Below are 19,924 nucleotides of genomic sequence, written 5' to 3'. Positions count from 1 at the left end.
TCATCCATGATGTCGCGCCACGCATCTGGATTCACGGCGGCTTCGCCGAGCCGATCGATCACCTTCGACAATTCCTGATTGTCTATCTTATTGGTCCTCAAGAGCGGCCCCTCCGCTGTGCCCAAGGCATTCGTTGCAGCCGGCGAGCTTCGTTGCATGCCGTGCAGAAGGCCCACAACCGACCCTGGGCCCCCTCGAACGCGCTTCCCTGGTCCAGGATGCTTCGTGAGGCGGCAGCTCGAAGCAAGCCCTGCTGCCTGCTTTTCCTGAAGAATCGCGGTCGACGAAAGTCTAATGAGATCGCCGCCGTGAGGCGGCGCCAGCAAGCTCTCAATGACCCATTCGGGTCATGCGTCGAGACGTGCCAGCGCTATTCCATTGGGGAGGAATAGCCTTTGATCCAGGAATTAAGGCCTTGAGCCAGTTTGTTGCAGGTTTTCGGTTTCCGCTCATGCTCTGTTTCTGTGGAGACGCCTCGGCGCGTCAGAGTGTCGCAGTGCGGTCTGCAGCACGCGACGCGGCCCGGGGGCCGGCGCTATCAACGGTAGCAATTCGTTTTATCAGCAGCTGGGGCGATCTGGTCCGATCGCGACAGGTGGAGAGCGCGCAGATTTCATTTCGGTGCGGATTGCGCCGTGGCCCCGCGATGCGTCGATCCTCTGGCTCGGTGAGATGGCCGGCCGTCGCAAATCGGAAACGCATAATTTCGCAGCTGCACCGTTCGGTTCGCGTCCTGCTTAAGGTTAGCAGCTGTGCTGTCTTGACGCGGTCGCGCAACAATGGAAACAATTTGCAATTGTCAAAAACCTTTTGACGGTCCGCGATACGAATTCGACGTTCGACGCTGCATCACGATGCCTCGTCGAACGGTACTTCAGTAGAACAATAACAAGACCAGTTCATTTCCAACTCGCGCCGTTGGGCTGACGGCGAACTTGAAAAATCAAAGAGGTTACGGAAGGGGCTCACCATGAGGGACCGCACGACGTTACGCGTCGCGTCCATATCGCGTTCCACCATCGACGATTGAAGATTTCTCCATCCGCATAACGCAAGCCGCTGCCGCGCGCTCGCGAGCAATGCCTGTTGCCCTATCGAGAAAGATGAACCGCCATGATCATCAACGGCACCGACGCAAACAATCAGATCGCCGGCACTAACACGGCTGACGCCATCAATGCAAAAAACGGCGACGATATCGTCAACGCCGGGGCAGGCAATGATCTCATTCAGGCCGGCAACGGCAATGACAGCATAAATGCCGGTGCGGGCAACGACCTGATCGACGCCGGAAATGGCAATGACACGGTGGATGGCGGCGCCGGAAATGACGTCATTCTCGGCGGCAACGGCAACGATACGCTGCTCGGTGGGACGGGCAATGATCTGATCGGCGGCGGAAACGGCGACGACATCATCGACGGCGGTGCGGGTCGTGACATCGTCAGCGGCGAGAATGGCAACGATATCCTGATCTACCGCGTTTCGGAGAATGTGGGTTCTTGCGATATCTATGATGGCGGCAAAGGCCAGGACACGCTCCGCCTCGTCGTCACGCAGGAACTGGCGAACTCGGCTTCGTTCAGGTCCGATCTTGCGGCAATCCAGGCGCTTATCGTGCGCTATGGCAGCGCGGACTACGCGTTCAGGAGCTTCAACCTGGCCATCGTCTCGATCGAGAAGGTCGAGGTCGTCATCGAAGGCGCGACCAATCATGCGCCGGTCGCAGTCGCAGATATCGTCTCCGTCACGGAGGATGCGACGACGGTTGCGAGCGGCAATTTGCTCGCAAACGACACGGATGCCGATGTCGGCGACACCCACATCGTATCGGCGGTAGCGGGAGGCACGGACAACGGCACCACGATCACGGTCGTCAGCGCCTATGGAACGCTGGTCGTCACCAAGGCGACCGGCGCCTACACCTATACGCTCAACAATTCCAGCGCATCCGTGCAAGCGCTCGCCGAAGGCCAGCAGGTAACGGATCAGTTCACCTACACGAATGCCGACAACCACGGAGGCACGGGCTCGTCGACGCTCACGGTGACCGTCACCGGCAGTAACGACGCGGCCACGATCACCGTGTCTGGGAGCCAGGATATTTCGGTGATCGAGGCCGGCGGCGTTGCCGACGCAGTGGCCGGCGATCCCAACGCGTCGGGCCAACTCGCGGTGCACGACCTCGACAGCGGCCAAGACCATTTCGCCACCCCGGCTTCCCTGGCCGGCACGTACGGCAACTTCACCTTCAATCCAGCGACCGGTGCCTGGACCTATACGCTCGATCCTGCGAAATCGGATTCGCTCGTCGCAGGGCAGCACGTCACCGACAGCCTGACGGTCGCCTCGGCCGACGGCAGCGCCACCTCCGATATCGTGGTGAACATCACGGGCGCCAACGACGTAGCCGCGATAGGTGATCCTGCACAGCACGACGTCACCGAGGACAGCCAGCTGACGGCATCGGGGCAGCTGTCCATCAGCGATCCCGACCAGAGCCAGGCCGCATTCCAGGCCGGCGTGATCACGGCACCGGGCAATCTCGGCGCAGTGACACTGTCTGCCGACGGTCACTACACCTATTCGGTCGACAACGCGGCGATCCAATATCTCGGTGCCACCGACACCAAGACGGAGACCTTCACCGTCACGTCGGCCGACGGCACGACCAAGGAGATCAGCTTCGATATCCACGGCGCGCAGGACGCGCCGAGCTTGAGCGTTCAGGACGCATCTGGCGCCGCCGACGGAGAGATCACGCTCAACGTCGCGGCCAGCAAAGTCGACCAAGGCAGCACCTTGTCGGTCAAGATCGAAGGTGTGCCGACGACGTTTGACGTCGAGCACGGCGTGGCAATCGGGGACGGCACCTGGCTCGTGACCGGCGATTCAATCTCCGAGATCGTCTTGATCCCGCACAATGCCGTCGGCGGCACGACCCCATTCACACTGAAGGTCACGGCCACCTCCGACGACGGCGTGCATCAGGCGTCGAGCTCGGCCGAGCTCACGCTGACCGTGACGCCTGGCGCCAACGAGATCAATGCGTTGGATATCGACGGCTACATCGGCGGAGCCACGGTCTTTGCCGACGCCAACAACAACGGAATTCTCGATGCGGGCGAGGCGTTCACGACGACACGGGCCGACGGCAGCTTCACGCTGTCCGGCGGATCCGGTCCGCTCGTGAGCATCGGCGGTGTCGACATCTCGACGGGACTGCAGGTCGATGGCGTGCTGAGGGCGCCGGAGGGATCCACCGTCATCACGCCGCTGACGACGTTGATCGCTGCCTTGATCGACAGTACGTCGCTGACGGCGGACCAGGCCATGAACGCCGTGGCCGCCGCCTTCGACCTTGACCTCACCGGTATCGACTTGAGGTCGTACGATCCGGTGCCTGATGCGGTGAATAGCGATCCAACGGCGACCGCGGTGCTTGCGGCGGCCATCCAGGTCCAGAGCACGGTGGCGCAGGTCTCGGCCGTCGGCGTTGCGCCGGATACCGTCATATCCGCAATTGCGGATGCGGTTGCTGCCGCTCAGGCCGATCCGGACAATCCGCTGCCCTTCGATCTCAGCTCGCAAGAAACGGTACACAGCGTGGTAGTGTCCTCCGGCGTCGATGCGGCGGCTGCCGCGACGGTTATCGAGGTCGTTGCTGCCGCGAACGACAGCATTCAGTCGGCGACGAATGTCACTGAACTGGCGCAGGCCGGCCAGGTCGCTCAAGGCGCGGCCGCCGACCAATTGGCCGCGACGAACTTTTCCGACCCGGATTCGGTGACTGAGCTCACCACCCTCTACGTCGACAACCTTGACCAGCAGGTCGGGAATGCCGTGCTGACGCCGGTCGGCAGCGCCCAGTTCGGCTCGCTCGGCGATGACGTGATCTCGGGCGGGGGTGGCAGCGATCTGATCGACGGTCAGGACGGCAACGACCGCATCAGCGGCGGCGCCGGGAACGACATTCTCTTTGGTGGCGCCGGCAAGGATTATCTCACGGGCGGTGCCGGTGACGATGTTCTCGACGGCGGGCCAGGATTCGACCGCGCCGTCTATACCGACGCGACCGGCGGAGTCACGATCAATCTCGCGGCGGGAACCGCGTCCGGCGACGGAGTGGATTCGGACACGCTCGTCAACATCGAGGCCGCCATCGGCAGCGAATTCGCCGACATATTCAACGGCGCCGGATTCACCGGCGACGCGCGTGTTCCGGGCAGCCCCGTCGGTTACAATGAGTTCGAGGGCAAGGGCGGCGACGACACCATCATCAGCAATACCAACAGCCAGGGGGCGGAGCTCACGCGCGTCTCCTATGTGAGCGCGACCGGGGCGGTGACGGTGGATCTCGCGGCCGGCTATGCGCAGGGTGATGCGTCGGTGGGCCACGATACGCTGGTCGGTTCCGGCTTCAACGGCGTCTGGGGCTCAGCCCATGACGACACGATTCTCGGCAGCAACAATCCGATGTTCACCGCGGAAGTGTACTCGGGCTTGGCCGGTAACGACTATATCGACGGCCGCGGCGGCTATGACCGCGTCGACTATAACGTCGATCCGACCACGGCGACGGGAATCACGGTCAATCTGGCAGCCGGCATCGTGACCGGCGACGCCACCATCGGAACGGACACGCTGCGCGCGATCGAGGCAATCCGCGGCACCAACTTCGCGGATACCTACAATGCCTCCGGTTTCGGCTCCAGCAGCGTCAATGCCGGCTCGAATGGGACGTTCAACGAGTTCACCGGCAATGGCGGCGATGACACCATCACCGGCAACGGCTTTACGCGGCTCGGTTTCAACAATGCGACGGCGGGCGTCCAGGTCGACTTCGTGACCGGCATCGCCACCGGTGATTCATCCGTCGGCACCGACCATTTCACGGGCGTCAACGCCGTCCAAGCATCGATGTTCGATGACTCCCTGTATGGCGGCGCGACCAACGATACCTTCACCGGCCTTGCCGGCAACGATCATATCGACGGCCGCGGTGGCTTCGACGTATCGTCTTACAACAACATCTTTTTCACCACGGGGGGCATCACCGTCAATATGGCGGCCGGCATCGTCACCGGCGATGTCTCGAACGGCACGGACACGCTTCGTTCGATCGAAGGCATTCAGGGCACAAACTTCAACGATACCTACGATGCGACCGGTTACGGCGTGACCGGGGACAACATCGGCAACAACGGGACCTTCAACCAGTTCGAAGGGCTGCGCGGTGACGACGTCGTCACCGGCAACGGCAACACACGCCTCATTTTCGCCAATGCCACCGGAGGCGTGACCATCAATCTCGTGGGCGGCACCGCCAACGGTGACGGTTCGACCGGTCACGATAGCTTCACCGGTGTCAACAGCGCCCTCGGCAGCAACTTTGCCGACATTTTCGACGCGACCGGATTCTCTGGCCCGAGCGGGACCTCGTTCCAGGGGCAGGGGGGCGACGACCAGATCATCGGCAACGGCACGACGCAGATCCAGTACAACAACGCCACCGGCGGTGTGACCATCAATCTCGCGGCCGGTTCTGCCAGCGGCGACACGTCGGTCGGCCACGACAATTTCAGCGGCGTGAACAGCGCCATCGGCAGCAATTTCAACGACGTCTATGACGCAACGGGCTTCACCGGCGTCAACGCAAATTTCAATTCATTCCAGGGCAACGCCGGAAACGACAGCATTACCGGCAACGGCAACACCCTGATTCAGTATGGCAGCGCGACCAGCGGCGTGACCATCAATCTCACCGCGGGTACGGCTGACGGTGACGGCTCGGTCGGCCATGACACCATCGCCGGGGGCGTCTTCAACGTCTTCGGATCGAATTTCAACGATACGATCGTCGGTAGCGCCAGCAATGACGGCCTCTCCGGCGGCGGCGGCAATGACACCCTGGATGGCCGAGCCGGCAATGATTTCCTTAGCGGCGGAGCCGGTGCAGACACCTTTGTCTATGCGAGCGGCGGTGGTTTCGACTTCATCCAGGATTTCGTCCATGGCCAGGACAGGATCGATCTGACCGGAGTCTACGGCATCTATAGCCTCTCCGATCTGCAATCGCACGCGGAGCAGAGCGGCCCGAACACGGTCATCACGTTCAGTTCCGGTGACGGAATCACGCTTCAGAACGTCACTCTGAGCAGCCTGACGGCGAGCGATTTCCTGTTCGGCACGCCGGCCGCGCCGATCGTCGGCGACGACGACGCCAACAGCCTCGCCGGAACGGCAAATGCCGAATCCATCAGCGGCCTCGGCGGCAACGATCGCCTTCAGGGCCTGGGTGGCAGCGACCTCCTGGATGGCGGAGCGGGCTTCGACCGCGCCGTCTATACCGACGCGACCGGCGGCATCACGGTCAATCTGGCAGCAGGCGTCGCCTCAGGGCCGGGCGTCGGAACCGACACACTCGTTGGCATCGAGGGGGTGGTCGGCAGCAATTTTGCCGACACGTTCAACGCGGCTGGGTTTACCGGCTCGACCGGCCTGCCCGGCGTGGCGGCCGGTCAAAGTGAGTTCGAGGGGCGCGGCGGCGACGATAGCGTGATCGGCGATCTCAACGCCCTGGAGCAGGCGGTGACGCGGTTGTCCTATCTGAGCGCGACCGGCGCCGTCACGGTCGATATCGGCGCAGGCACCGCCGACGGCGACGCCTCCGTCGGTCACGACACCTTCTCCAACGTCTCGACCATCTGGGGCTCGGCCTACAACGACACGATCTATGGCAGCGACAATGCGGCCTTCACCTATGAGACTTATGAGGGGCGCGGCGGCGACGACTATATCGATGGCCGCGGCGGCTACGACCAGGTCACCTACAATTCGGATACGACGACCACGTCAGGCATCTACGTTCACCTGGCCGCGGGCGTTGTGAACGGTGATGCGACCGTCGGCACCGATACGTTGCGCAACGTCGAGGCCGCCCGCGGCACCAATTTTGACGACACCTTCGATGCGACCGGCTTCGGTCAGGCCGGGGCGACCAATGTCGGCTCCTCGGGGGCCTTCAACGACTTCGCCGGCGCCGGCGGCAACGACACCATCATCGGCAACGGCTTCACCCGCCTGAACTACCAGATCGCCGCCTCGAGCGTCAGCGTCGACCTCGAGACCAGCGCCGTCGGGACGACGAATGCAGTCACGGTCGCCGGCAGTGCCACAGGTGCGACCGAGGGAACCGACACCTTCACCGGCGTCAATGCGGTGCAGGGATCGACTTTCTCGGACACGCTGCTCGGGAGCAGCTTCAACAACAACTTCACCGGTCTTGGCGGTGACGATTACATCGACGGTCGCGGCGGGTTCGACGTTGCCATCTACAACAGCCTCAGCACGGTCACGGGCGGCGTGACCGTCGACATGGCGGCGGGCACGGCGACCGGCGATGCGTCGATCGGCAGCGATACGCTGCGCTCGATCGAGGGCATTCAGGGCACGGGCTACGCCGACAGCTACAACGCAACGGGCTATGGTCTGGGCGGTGCTTCCAACGTCGGCAACAACGGCAGCTACAACCAGTTCGAGGGCCTGGGCGGCGATGACGTCATCACCGGCAACGGCAACACCCGCATCATCTACGCCAATGCGACCGGCGGGGTGACCATCAACCTTCAGGCCGGAATCGCCAGCGGCGATGCCTCGGTCGGGCACGACAGCTTTACGGGTGTCAACAGCGCAACCGGCAGCAATCTTGCCGACAGCTTCGACGCGATGGGATTCGTCGGGTTCAACGCGTTCCAGGGCCAGGGCGGCGACGATACCATCATCGGCAATGGCAACACGCAGATCCTGTTCGGGAATGCGACGTCCGGCGTGACCATCAACCTCGCGGCAGGCACGGCCAATGGCGATGCCTCGACCGGCCATGACACCTTCACTGGGGTGAACAGTGCGGTCGGCGGCAGCGGCAACGATACGTTCGACGCGGCCGGCTTCGTCGGGGCCAACTTCTTCCAGGGCGGCTCCGGCAACGATGCCATCACCGGCAACGGCTCCACCCAGATCCAGTACGGCAGCGCCACGTCGGGTGTTACCGTCAATCTCGCTGGCGGCACCGCGGACGGCGACGGCTCTGTGGGTCACGACACCATCACAGGAGGGGTGACCAACGTCGCGGGCTCGAACTTCAACGACACGATCACCGGCTCGGCCAGTGGCGACCAGTTGTTCGGTAACAACGGCAACGACCTGCTCAACGGCGGTGCCGGCAACGACTTCCTGGGTGGCGGTCTCGGCGCCGATACCTTCGTCTACGCCACCGGCGGTGGCGCGGACACCATCGGCGACTTCTTGCAGGCGCAGACCGACAAGATCGACCTCACGGGCGTCGCGGGTGTCTCCAGCTTTGCGCAGGTTCAGGCGCTTGCCACTCAGGTTGGGCTGAACACGGTCATCGACTTCGGCAATGGCGACAGCCTGACGCTCTCGAACGTGACGCTCTCGAACCTCACGGCGGCCGATTTCATCCTGGGGCAAGGCGTCAACCTCACTGGCGACGGCAATGCGAACACGCTGACCGGCACAGCCTATGCCGACAGCCTGAGTGGCCTCGGCGGCAACGATCGCCTGAAGGGCCTCGATGGCAATGATTTGCTCGACGGCGGCCTCGGCTTCGACCGCGCCGACTATACCGATGCGACGGGCGGCATTACCGCAAGTCTCGCCGCAGGCTCGGTGACAGGTCCGGGTGTCGGAACTGACACGCTCGTGAACATCGAGGGCATCGTCGGCAGCAGCTTTGCCGACACGTTCAACGCGACCGGCTTTGCGGGCAACACCGGCATTGCCGGCACGAATCTCGGCTTCAACGAATTCGAGGGCCGCGGCGGCGACGACAACATCACGGGAGCCACCAACAGCCTGGGTGCGCTGCTGACGCGCATCTCTTACGCCAACGCGACGGGTAGCGTGACAGTGGATCTGGCCGCGCATTCGGCGACGGGAGATAGCTCGGTCGGGACCGATACCCTGGTTGGCTCGGGCTTTGCCGGCATCGTCGGCTCTGGATTTGCCGACCAGTTGCTGGGCAGCGCCAATGGACCGGGGACCGTGGAGACCTTCGAAGGTCGCGCCGGCAACGACTCCATCGATGGCCGGGCCGGTTTCGACCGGGCGGACTACGCGCTCGATCCGGCAGCCGTGGGCGGGATCAACGTTCAGCTCGCTGCGGGAACCGTGACGGGCGATGCTGCGACGGTCGGCACCGACACGCTTCGATCGATCGAGTCCGTGCGCGGTTCGAACGACGCGGACCTCTTCAACGCCACCGGCTTCGGTGCAGGCAGCACGAATGCCGGCTCCAACGGGACCTTCAACGAATTCATCGGCATGGGAGGCAACGACAGCATCACCGGTAACGGCAACACGCGTATCGCGTTCACCAATGCGACCGGTCTCGTGACCGTCGACCTGCTGGCGGGCACGGCGAATGGTGACGCATCCACCGGCAGCGACACCTTCAGCGGCGTCAATGCCGTGATGGCCTCGATGTTCAACGATGTCATTTACGGAAGCAACAACACTGCAGCTACCGAGACGTTCACTGGCCTTGCCGGTAACGACTCCATCGATGGTCGCGGCGGCTTCGACATTATCAGTTACAACAATATCTACTTCTCCACCGGCCCGGTAACTATCGACTTCACGGCCGGCACTGCGAGCGGCGACAGCTCGATCGGCAATGACACGTTCCGCGGGATCGAGGGCGCGCAGGGCACCACTTTCAACGACGTCTTCACGGCGACGAATTTTGGTGCGATTGGCTTCCAGAATGCCGCCGTCAACAACGTCGGCAACAACGGCAATTTCAATCAGTTCGAAGGCTTGGCCGGCAACGACACCATCACCGGAAACGGCAACACCCGCATCATCTACGCCAGCGCGACCGATGCCGTAACGATCAACCTGCAGGCAGGGACTGCAACCGGCGGCAGCTCGATCGGCGCCGACACCTATACCGGTGTCAACAGCGCGACCGGTAGCAACCAGGCCGACACTTACAATGCGGCGACATTCGTCGGATTGTTCGGTACCTTCAATTTGTTCGAGGGCCTCCTCGGCAACGATACCATCACCGGCAACGGCAATACGCGCGTCTCATATTCCCAGGCAAGCGGAGGCGTTTCCGTCGATCTCTCGACGGGAGCGGTGAGCGGGGCCGCAGGCGCCGACGTCATCACGGGTGGCGTCAACAGCGTCCAGGGTTCCAATCTGGCCGACACATTGGTCGGCAGTTCAAATGACGAGTACTTCTTCGGCGGTGGCGGCGCCGACACGATCAGTGCCGGCGGCGGCAATGACGGCATCACCGGCCAGGGCGGCAACGACACGATCGATGGCGGCGCCGGCACCGACATGGTGATCTTCAGCGGGACGCAATCGCAGTACACCGTCACGACGCCTGGACCGATTGTGGTTCAAGACAATACGGCGGGCCGTGACGGCACCGACAGCCTGACCAATGCCGAAGTGCTACAGTTCAGCGACGGCATCGTGTTGCTGTCGTCGGGTTCTTCGGGCAGTCCGATTGATCTCTCGACGCAACAGCAGATCTCCGGCAATGCGCCCGTCATCGGAACGGACGGTGACGATTATCTCCGTATCGGGAGCAACATCTTCGGCCATCAGATCAATCTGGGGGGCGGGGGCGCGGACACGGTCTTGCTCAACGGCAGCGTCTTCGGCAACGGTTACACGCTCAATCTTGCCGGCGTCGAGAACCTGGTCGGCAGCAATAGCGACGAATTCGTCAACCTGACGAACCACGCTGACGGATTGGTCGTAAACCTCGGTGCCGGCAATGACCATCTCAGCCTCGTGGGCGGTACCAATACGCTGAGCCTCGTGGACGTCGAGGGGATCGCCGGATCCGATTTCGGTGCGACGCCTGGCGTCAATGACGTGCTCAACTTGTCGACGACGGTCACCGGCCTGGAGATCAGCCTCGGCAACGGCGACAACACGATGAATCTCGCCGCCGGCGCGAACTCGTTCGTGAATATCTTCGACGTCAATCACGTCAATGGAACCGGGGGTGATGACACTCTGAGTGTGACCGGCGCAATCTCTGCTGCGAACGGGGTCGCAATCGACCTCGGCAATGGCGAGGACACCATCGTCCTCAACGGAAACTTCGCTGCATTTGCCGCGATCGGTGTCGAGCACATCAACGGCAATGCAGGCGATAATTCCTTGAGCTTGACGAACAATGTCGACGGCATCGCAATCGACATGGGCGGTGGCAGCGATCTGGTTTCTCTCGCCAATGGCGTGAATTCGCTCAGCATCGTTGGGGTCGAAAACCTCAACGGCAGTGATTTCACCGGTAATCTCAACCCATCGGACGACACGGTCACACTCCTGAACACCGTATCCGGCGTCACGGTCAATCTCGGCGAGGGTACAGCCAACGTGCTGAATCTCGCCGCAGGCAGCAATTCGTTCGACAATCTCTGGAACGTGAATCTGCTCAACGGGAGCTCGTCGAACGATACCCTGACGTTGAACGGCAGTCCGGCGAACGTGATCGATCTCGGCGACGGGAATGACAGCTTGACCTTCAACGCGAACGTCTACGACATCACGGTAAGCAACGTCGAAAACATCAATGCTGGCGCGAATTTCGACAGGATCACCATCGGCAATACGTCCGGCAACACGACGATCACTGCCGGCGCGGGCGCGGATGAGATCTTCGCCAGTGCGGGCCACGACAGTTTCCGTTTCGTCAGCATCGCAGATTCCGCCGCCGGTGCTGCCGATACCATTCACAATTTCGACGCAGCCAACGATAGCTTTACCTTCTCAGGCATCAGCATCGCCGGCGGTCACATCGAGTATGTGGATAGTGCGGCGCTCCTCGGCGCCAACCAGGCTTCGGCCCATTTGCAGAGTTTTGGGCCTGGCAACGACTACCTCCAGATCGATATCGATGGCGATGGCGCCAGTGATATGGACGTTAGCCTGCAAAACGCCACTGGCACGCTGCACAATGGCAACTTCCTCATCACCTAGGCTTTGGAGAACGCGTCGGCTTCGGGGCCCTATGGCCCCCCCGGCCGCCGGACATATGCGGCGCGCCTCAAAACAAAGACCGCCGCCATCCGGTTATCCGTTGTGGCGGCAGTCGTTAATCCAGCCTGGCTCGGCCTCAGCCAAGCGCTCTCGAATTTACCAGGCGTACCAGTATCCCCACCAGCGCTGGGACACGGGCCGTGCCTGCGCCTTCATGGCCGCGACTTCCTCGACCGGGCGAAGCTGAGGACCATAGATCGCGGGCGGGTAGACATCATCCCACAGCACAAGTCCGCCTTGGACGGAAGCCGCCCGATGATGCGCCGGACCAAGCGCGAGCTCGGCGGCTGGCGCCACGGATGCCGTCAAGATGAGGCCAAGGGCAGACAGGGCAATGCATGGAATGAGCACGCGGAAGTTCATTGGATTGAATTCCTTCTAAATGCGATGCGAAATAATGCGACGGCTCCCGGACGGTTGCAAGGGCATCGGTCGACCGATCGGCCCGAAATTTCCCATTGCGGGAGGCGAGGTCAGCTCGAAGTGCTCCTGTTCGACGATAAAGGCCCGGCCCGCAAGGTCGCAAAGGCTTCTCTATATAGAAAGAGTGATCGTTGCCGGCCGAAATGAGAGATGGGGGGAGGATGATCGGACACGGCATCGCCTTGCATGCACACATGAAGTCGAGGCGTGAACAATCTTTCGGCGCCGGGAGGCATCGAGAATCATGATGTCGACACACTGCTCGGTCTTGATGTGTCCCCGGACTATCCGGGACGACTCTCCATGGCTTCTGCATTTGTCTCCGCTTCCATTTTTGGCGCTGGCCTCATCTTGGGATATGCGCTGCGTGCTTGGCGCGTCCAGCGAAGGGCTGCAAGTTCCGGTGAGACCTCGACTCCCACCTCAACATTCGGCCATGCCCGACGAGCCTTTTAGGCACTGTCCGGCTCGCGGGGGGGCACTCGGGGTTCTCACTGAAACGAATGGGGGCATGACGAGATGAGTGAACCCAAGAAGGACGCTCCGCGGCGATACATCGTGGATGGCGCGGGACAGCGTGTTCTCGTCGGCCTGACGATTTCGGAGACGGTCGAGTTCGAAACGCTGGACAATCCGGATGCGCGATTGCCCGCCGGTTTGCCTGACCGGGAGCGTCGTCTGCGGCAGAGCGAGCACGGCGCGCGTTGGCTGGAGCTCTACGTCAAGCATGAGCGAGCCTGGAACGATTGGATGGCCGAGACGCGTGCCCGGCTGCAGAAGCCCTGCTTGCTCAATTAGGCAAGTCCTCAATTAGGCAAGGCGCGGTCACCTCTGGGCGCCGAGGCCCATTCGACCCTCGTCGCGGAAGGGGCTTTGGCAGATGGCAAGCGGTTGCCAACATGTCACACCGCGAGCATGCGGCTTCCCTGGATGCTCATCAGGGTGAGATTGCCGGTCGCATAGGCGCCGGTATCGATGTTGGCGCGATTGTTTCGCACATCGGCGCGCCGCACTGGCGTGTGACCGTGCACGATATATTTGCCGAAATGCTTTTTGCTCTCCAGGAACTCCTCGCGAATCCACAAGAGATCGTTCTCCTGCTGTTCGGATAGCGCCACGCCAGGTCGAACGCCGGCGTGAACGAAGAAGAAGTCTCCGCACGTAAAGCTCAGCCGCAGATTGTCCAGGAATTCCAGATGCTCAGTCGGCATTGCGCGAATCAAATCGCGCAAAATCGATGTTGGCTCTTCGCGCTTGAGATCTGGCGGAGCGAGCCCGTAGGACATCAATGTCTGGGTTCCGCCGACGGCAATCCAATCCTCGAACAGTGAAGGGTCCTCGAACACCCTCACCAGAAATGCCTCGTGATTACCTTTGAGGAAGACCGCATTTCCCCGGCGACTCCGCTCGACGAGGATGTCGAGGGTGGCGCGCGTGTCCGGACCACGATCGATGTAATCGCCCATGAAAACCTCGATCGCATAGTGCGGGCGGCTGCGAGCCACGTCGGCGTCGATCACCCGCAACATCGGCTGCAGCAGATGCGCACAGCCGTGAATATCCGAGATCGCATAGATGCGAATCCCGTCGGGCAAGTGCGGCTTGTGGATTGGCCGACGTGGTCGGGCGAAAGATATCATGGAGCAAAATCGATCAGGTGGTCGAGAAATTTCCCCAAGTCGCCGGCACCTGAGAACTCCCCCATCTGATACGAACAATGTGCGGTGGATGGAGTAGGTCCTCGTTGTCCGGCTTGATCACGCCAAAAGAAGGGCGGAACTTCTTGCCTACCCTTGCGACGGGTTCCACCAGTCCGCGGAAATTGCAGTGCTGAACTGCATAGCGCGGCAAAGATGCATGCCTCATTACAAATTTCGTGATGCATCCGCAGATTGAAATTCATCTATGTTCCCGCAAGTGACTCCTCGCGCTCTCGCGACAGGATGAGCGTCTCAAAGATGAGCGAAGACGCGCTCGCGTGACCGTTAAATCACGCGAAGGATATGGAACTTGATTCAAAATGCGGCAGCGCGTCGCTGATATGTCAGCACTGTGACGAGATTTTCAGCGCGCGTCGAATTGTCGATGCGCATTTCGACGCGACACATCATTCGTGCATCGCAAAAGTTTTGCATGCAGCGCCACAATGTCGCTGCGATCACTTAACACCCTTCGTTTGGAAGCGGTAAATCTTCAGCATCACAATGACCGCCAGGCACTCTCCACACGTAGAGGATCGAATGGTTGTTGCCACTTATGGCTCTGATAGCACCTATGCCACGTCCTCCGCACGGGGCACGGCTCTTCAGAAGCCTTTTCAGCTCCTCGTCATCGCGGCCGACCTTTTGCTGATCTTGCTCTGCTATGCGCTGGCGTCGGAACTTTATAGCGTCGCCACGCCGTCATCTGGAGACGGAGCGCCCATCGGCGCCGGACTGATCGTCAGCGCAGTGTTCGTTGCAATCGCCTATTTTCAGGGTGTGTATGCAACGCACCGTTTGCTTAGTCTGGTCTGGCAATTGCGCAAAGCGGTGATCATCTGGCTGGTGTCACTGACGATCCTTGCGGTCGCGGCGTTTCTATTGAAATCGTCGGACAATCTGTCCCGCGGCACGTTCCTCGTCTTCACCGGAATTGGCGGCCTTGGGTTGCTCAGCCTGCGCTTTGCGTGGCAGTGGGTGCTCGGCACGAACTTTGCCAAGGGCCGATTGGTCGATCGCAAGGTTGCCTTGCTCAGCCTGAAGCCGCTTGATTTCACCTCGAGCCGTTTCAAGGACCTGCGCAAGAACGGATTCGACGTGGTTCGCCATTTCGTGCTTCCCGCTAACAACCATGGGACCAGCTGGGAGAGGCAAATTCGCGACGTCATTCTCCAATCCCGTGCAGCGGATGTCGAGGAGTACCTGTTGGCGGTTGATTGGAACGAGCTGCCGTTGTTGCAGCAACTCGAACTGCACTTGCGCGCTGTACCACAGCCGATCCGTCTCTTGCCGGATAATTCGATCGCTGATCTGGTATCGCGCCCGTTTTTGCCGGTCAGCGGCACGGTGGCAATCGAGATTCAGCGACCACCGCTCAGCGTGTTTGAACGTCTCCAGAAGCGCTGCCTCGACATCGGTCTGGCGTTGTTTTCGCTAGTGGCCCTGGCGCCGGTGCTGATCACCGTCTCCATTCTGATCAAGCTGGATTCGCCTGGGAGCGTGATCTTTCGACAGTCGCGCCGCGGCTTCAACGGCAAGCCGTTTGATATCTGGAAATTTCGCAGCATGTACGTGTGCGAGAATGGTAACTCGATTACTCAGGCAACCAAGAGGGACGCGCGCGTCACAAGGATTGGGCGCTTCCTCCGCATGACCAGCATTGACGAGTTGCCCCAGCTCTGGAACGTGCTGCGCGGCGACATGTCGTTGGTCGGACCACGCCCACATGCGCTTGCCCACGACAATTATTATGACGAGATCATCAGCAATTACGTATACCGCCACCACATGAAGCCGGGCCTCACGGGCTGGGCTCAGGTTAACGGCTTCCGGGGCGAAACGCCGACCATCGACCTGATGGAAAAGCGGGTAGAATATGACGTTTGGTATGTAAGGAATTGGAGCATTTGGCTCGATCTGAAAATCATGGCGCGCACGGCGGCTACCGTCATTTCCCAGGAGGCGTACTAGGTCAGCGCGAGCGGCCTTGGCGGGGCGCGGCGCGGACTCATTCATATGCGCTGAGCTAGATGCGGATTGAGGCGAGAGCTCCTTTTGGAGCCTTTGAATCAGGTCGTCGCGCTCATCACCAAGTTTTAGGCCTTATGCCTACGTGTCCTGTTCCATAGCCGCACGATGACCTCCCGTATTGCGATCAGCCGGGGCATCAGGACGAAAAAGATTCCCGTCGCGAGTGATCCGAGAGCGTGGCGAAGGGAGAATTTTTCGTTGTTATCGAGCTGGTCTTGATTCTTTTCGATCGGGGCTGGCGCAAGGATTGTTCCCGACCTGTTGAGCCGCGATCGCGACCCGCGGGGAGGAACCACGATGAGCACGAATAAAACGTTGAGCAGCAGCCAGATGCTTAATATGGCAAGTATCGTCATCCAGCCCCACCGAAATGCAGCAGTATGGGATCAAGTTAACCGTCGGAACCGCGGAAGGAAAGGGTGCACAGCGCTGTTGCAGCGTCAGCAGGCTCCTTTCAGCCGACGAGTTCCCGAGATTGTCTCGATCACCCACGCCCGCCTTCGCCAATCCCCGCAAATATCGGCTACGACAATGACCGTCGTTTGTGGACTCCGTACCACTACGGTTGGCGCTGGACTTATGGATCGCGCGAGCGCTAGGTGAGTTCGCCGGCGGCGGGAACCGCCCCGTATAGCGGCAAGAGCATTGATCGTGAAAAGAAAACGCGCGGCAGCGCGCCAATCATAACCTTTTCCTGAACGATCGAAGATCTGTAACCTATGAACGAAGCGGTCAACTCCGGCATCACCCGGTGCCGATGGCTCCCCGCACTTCATCAGGCGTGTCCTGTCCGAATTTAACCGCGCAGTGTTGCCAGGAAGGACGGGTCGATCGATTCAACGGCATCCTCCAGGAAAGCTTTGCCCAGTTTTGATGCCCTCCGATAAGCGGACACGAGTGCCGATCTCGACCCAGATCGGCGTATCAGGATGAGACGAATATCATTGCGTACGAGGTCCTTTACATCGGGAAGGGCGAGTGCGTCGAAGTGGGCCACCATGTCGATCCGCACCGGCATCAATCGCGCGTCGTTTGGTGCGACGAAATATGCCATCTTCAGGGCCTCGACCACGACCGGATCGTGCGGGTCGCGCTGGACCTGAAGCAGCGCCAGCGCCAGCCATAGTTCAGGATTGTAAGGAGAGGTCGACAGCGTCCGCCGGACCCGGCTGAGAGCGTCGGTATGCGCTATTGATCGTAGGATCGTGGGCCCTTGCTGACTGGACTCAATTGTCTGCAGCGCGCCGATCAAGGAATGATTGCTCTCCAGCTCCGATCCAAACGGCGAGCGCGTTCCCAACACTGAGGTCGCATCTCCAGTCCACCGCGCCCCAATCTCGGCCGCATCTGCGGGAAATGTTGTCCGCCCTAGCGCCGTCACGGCCGACACAATGGCATAGCATCCGACCGTCACGGCCAACGCCATCAAAAGAATGCGAAAGGAGCCCGATGAACTCATTGTCGATGCATTAGTTCAATATAAAGCTAGTGTTACGGTGCGCGGATGCCGCCGAGTGGTTGGCGCCACTGGTCCGTCCCACTGATTGTGCAAGTCCAACTCCAACCATCATCGCCACAATCGCCTGAATCGTGGGGTTTGAGAGGCTTGAGTCAAGAAAGCTCTCGCAGAGTACAACGACGACGCCGGCGGCCGCGGTGGCCGCGAAAAAGGAATCACGTCCTCGCCGGACGGCGCCGCGAAAGCTAACGAGGAAGAACTGGGCGGCGAACGCTGCCAGGATGGCGCTCGGCAATCTTCCCGCCTCGACAGCCATCAAGACTGCGGTAGAGGGAGGGTCTGCCAGCGCAGCTCCGAACTGCTGATAGGCTCTCGAAGTCAACCTAAAGGTTCCGAGACCATTCCCCCACGTCGGTGCATCAGAGAGCAGGTGCCTTGCCGGCGCAACTGCTTCCGGGGGGAGGCCGACGAATCCAACGAGACCCAAGCTTCCGGATAGAGAGTGCGGCACAATCATCGCGCTGGCGATCGCTGCAAGGACCAAGAACAATAGAGCCGAGGGCCAAAACCGAAATCCCAAGCGCCGGACAGCGGCTATGAACACGAGGACCATCAATCCGCAGCCAGTAACCGCCACCAATGTGTGTTGTTCGAGGGCCGCAAGTGCGGCGAAGGCTACGGCAATTCCTAACAGGCCGCAGAAAACGCCGACCCACAGTTGGGGCGAGGCCAGATTGTGGATGTTCTGCTGGTGCAGGTGGCGTTCGAGTGCCCGAGCGACCAGCGCGCCATTTGTCAATATCGCAAGAGCCGCAGCTGCCGGAAACAGATTCTTAGCTGCGCCGGACTGGGGAATGATTCCGGCGAATAAATCGAGCCGGCCGAGTAGGAACTCGACTGACATGAGGGTCGTCACTGCGCTCAATACGAACAGCATCGTTTCGGCCATACGGCGATCCCTTGTGATGATGACGGTTGACACCAGGAGCGACACATTGACCAGATAGAGGAACAGGCTTTGCAGCGTTGCGCCCGTATCAACGCTAATGCGGCCCTGCAGCGATGGCTGATTCAATGCGATCGAAGTCGCCGACCAGATCGGGTTCGCAAGCGAAGACATCGGAAAGATTTGCAACGTCATCCAGACGACCGGAAGCAAGAATATAAGGAGAAATTGCTTCAGCAACTGCGCGGCAGATGCGATTTGCGCCTCCGGACCTCTTGTTGCCATTGCCATCATCAAGGCAGTAGCAAGTGAAATCACATGCTGTGCGAAGGAGCCGCTTGTGATGGCCAAGATCGGAGTCGCGGCCAGCAATGTGATCAAAAGCCAGGAAGCGATAAGCAATCGGAGAACCGTGAGACGTGGAAGCGGGAATGGAGCGCAGCATTGCGCGAGTGGGACATTGATACGCGTCGCATAGCCGAGCACGCGACGCCACCGTCGTCTCGGTGATGGATGGCCGGATAGTTGCCACTATGACGCATCATCACAACGCGGCCTGTCAACTCGTCACATGCAGTCGATTTACGGGATTCGCCCGGCATGACAGTTTCCGTGACCAGCTAAGCTATCGAGCATAGCAGTACTGCGACAAGTAACGGAGAGCCGTCGCCAGTCCAGCCATCGGCACCGCGCCGCGGATCGCGCTCGGTGTAGTCCCGATTTCGACCGCAAGCTCGTTTGCGGTTTGCCAGTCGCTGGCAGCAAGCTTCGAGGCGTCGGCGGGTAGTAGGAGCGCCACGCCGCCCTGGATCACAGATGCCTGGAACTCTGCGCGCTTCTCTCCTGCCATGAGGGCTACGTTCGGTCGCGCCGAGCGGGACAGTGGCTCGAGTACAATGAGTACAATTTCGATGCCGCCCTTCCCGCATTGCAGGCTCAGACCAGCAAGGCGCGTATCCGACTTGGCACTATCGACGACATGCATCACTGAAATGGCATCGTCGCCGCCGTCTGGATTCTTGCTCTTCACTAGGCGCCATCCGCCCTCAAGCTGTGTCGATTGGCTGCCGGACTCGATCTGCTTGAATGCCTCCTCGTCGCAACGTCGACGCTGCTCGGCGCTGATGCCAGACCCGCAGTTCAGAATGCCCGGACGCACCGGCTCGGCTCGACCGGGAGTCGTCGTCATCAACAGACCGGCACCGAGCAGAACTGAGCGCGCCATGAGAAGCGCCGACCTGACATGCGCTAGCGCCAAATCATTCATGTTGTATC

Annotated in this window: 8 protein-coding genes; 3 read left to right on the top strand and 5 right to left on the bottom strand. The window is 60.8% G+C overall.

All coding sequences use genetic code 11. From position 1 onward, the window contains the following. Nucleotides 1-1,113 precede the first annotated feature (1,113 nt). On the top strand, nt 1,114-12,030 hold the full coding sequence (locus XH85_RS36200; RefSeq protein WP_128935729.1) for a VCBS domain-containing protein: 10,917 nt from the start codon (nt 1,114-1,116) through the stop codon (nt 12,028-12,030). A 156-nt stretch (nt 12,031-12,186) separates the two neighbouring features. Here the strand turns inward: XH85_RS36200 and XH85_RS36195 are convergent, their stop codons facing one another. Then, a complete protein-coding gene (locus XH85_RS36195; RefSeq protein WP_128935728.1) occupies nt 12,187-12,453 on the bottom strand; it encodes a hypothetical protein in 267 nt (88 codons plus the stop codon). A 579-nt stretch (nt 12,454-13,032) separates the two neighbouring features. On the opposite strand from XH85_RS36195, the gene XH85_RS36190 reads away from it, so the two are divergent. Continuing rightward, nucleotides 13,033-13,311, top strand: coding sequence for a hypothetical protein (locus XH85_RS36190; RefSeq protein ID WP_128935727.1), 279 nt, complete (start codon nt 13,033-13,035; stop codon nt 13,309-13,311). A 104-nt stretch (nt 13,312-13,415) separates the two neighbouring features. On the opposite strand, the gene XH85_RS36185 is transcribed toward XH85_RS36190, so the two are convergent. Beyond that, on the bottom strand, nt 13,416-14,153 hold the full coding sequence (locus tag XH85_RS36185) for a metallophosphoesterase family protein (protein ID WP_128937548.1): 738 nt from the start codon (nt 14,151-14,153) through the stop codon (nt 13,416-13,418). 600 nt (nt 14,154-14,753) lie between these two features. Here XH85_RS36185 and XH85_RS36180 point away from each other — a divergent pair. After that, nucleotides 14,754-16,184 (top strand): undecaprenyl-phosphate glucose phosphotransferase, encoded by a 1,431-nt coding sequence (locus tag XH85_RS36180; protein WP_128935726.1) that lies wholly within the window; start codon nt 14,754-14,756, stop codon nt 16,182-16,184. An 856-nt stretch (nt 16,185-17,040) separates the two neighbouring features. On the opposite strand, the gene XH85_RS36170 is transcribed toward XH85_RS36180, so the two are convergent. The 3 genes from XH85_RS36170 to XH85_RS36160 form a co-directional block, all read right to left on the bottom strand. Beyond that, the gene (locus XH85_RS36170; RefSeq protein WP_128935724.1) at nt 17,041-17,703 is read right to left on the bottom strand and encodes a hypothetical protein; all 663 of its coding nucleotides are present in this window, start codon (nt 17,701-17,703) and stop codon (nt 17,041-17,043) included. Nucleotides 17,704-17,713: 10 nt separating this feature from the next. Continuing rightward, nucleotides 17,714-19,000, bottom strand: a complete 1,287-nt coding sequence (locus XH85_RS36165; protein ID WP_128935723.1) for a hypothetical protein — start codon at nt 18,998-19,000, stop codon at nt 17,714-17,716. Nucleotides 19,001-19,274: 274 nt separating this feature from the next. Continuing rightward, nucleotides 19,275-19,916, bottom strand: coding sequence for a hypothetical protein (locus tag XH85_RS36160; RefSeq protein WP_128935722.1), 642 nt, complete (start codon nt 19,914-19,916; stop codon nt 19,275-19,277). Nucleotides 19,917-19,924 lie beyond the last annotated feature (8 nt).

The organism is Bradyrhizobium zhanjiangense, from assembly GCF_004114935.1.
GTDB classification, from domain to species: Bacteria; Pseudomonadota; Alphaproteobacteria; order Rhizobiales; family Xanthobacteraceae; genus Bradyrhizobium; species Bradyrhizobium zhanjiangense.
This window is presented reverse-complemented; position numbering and strand designations above follow the sequence as displayed.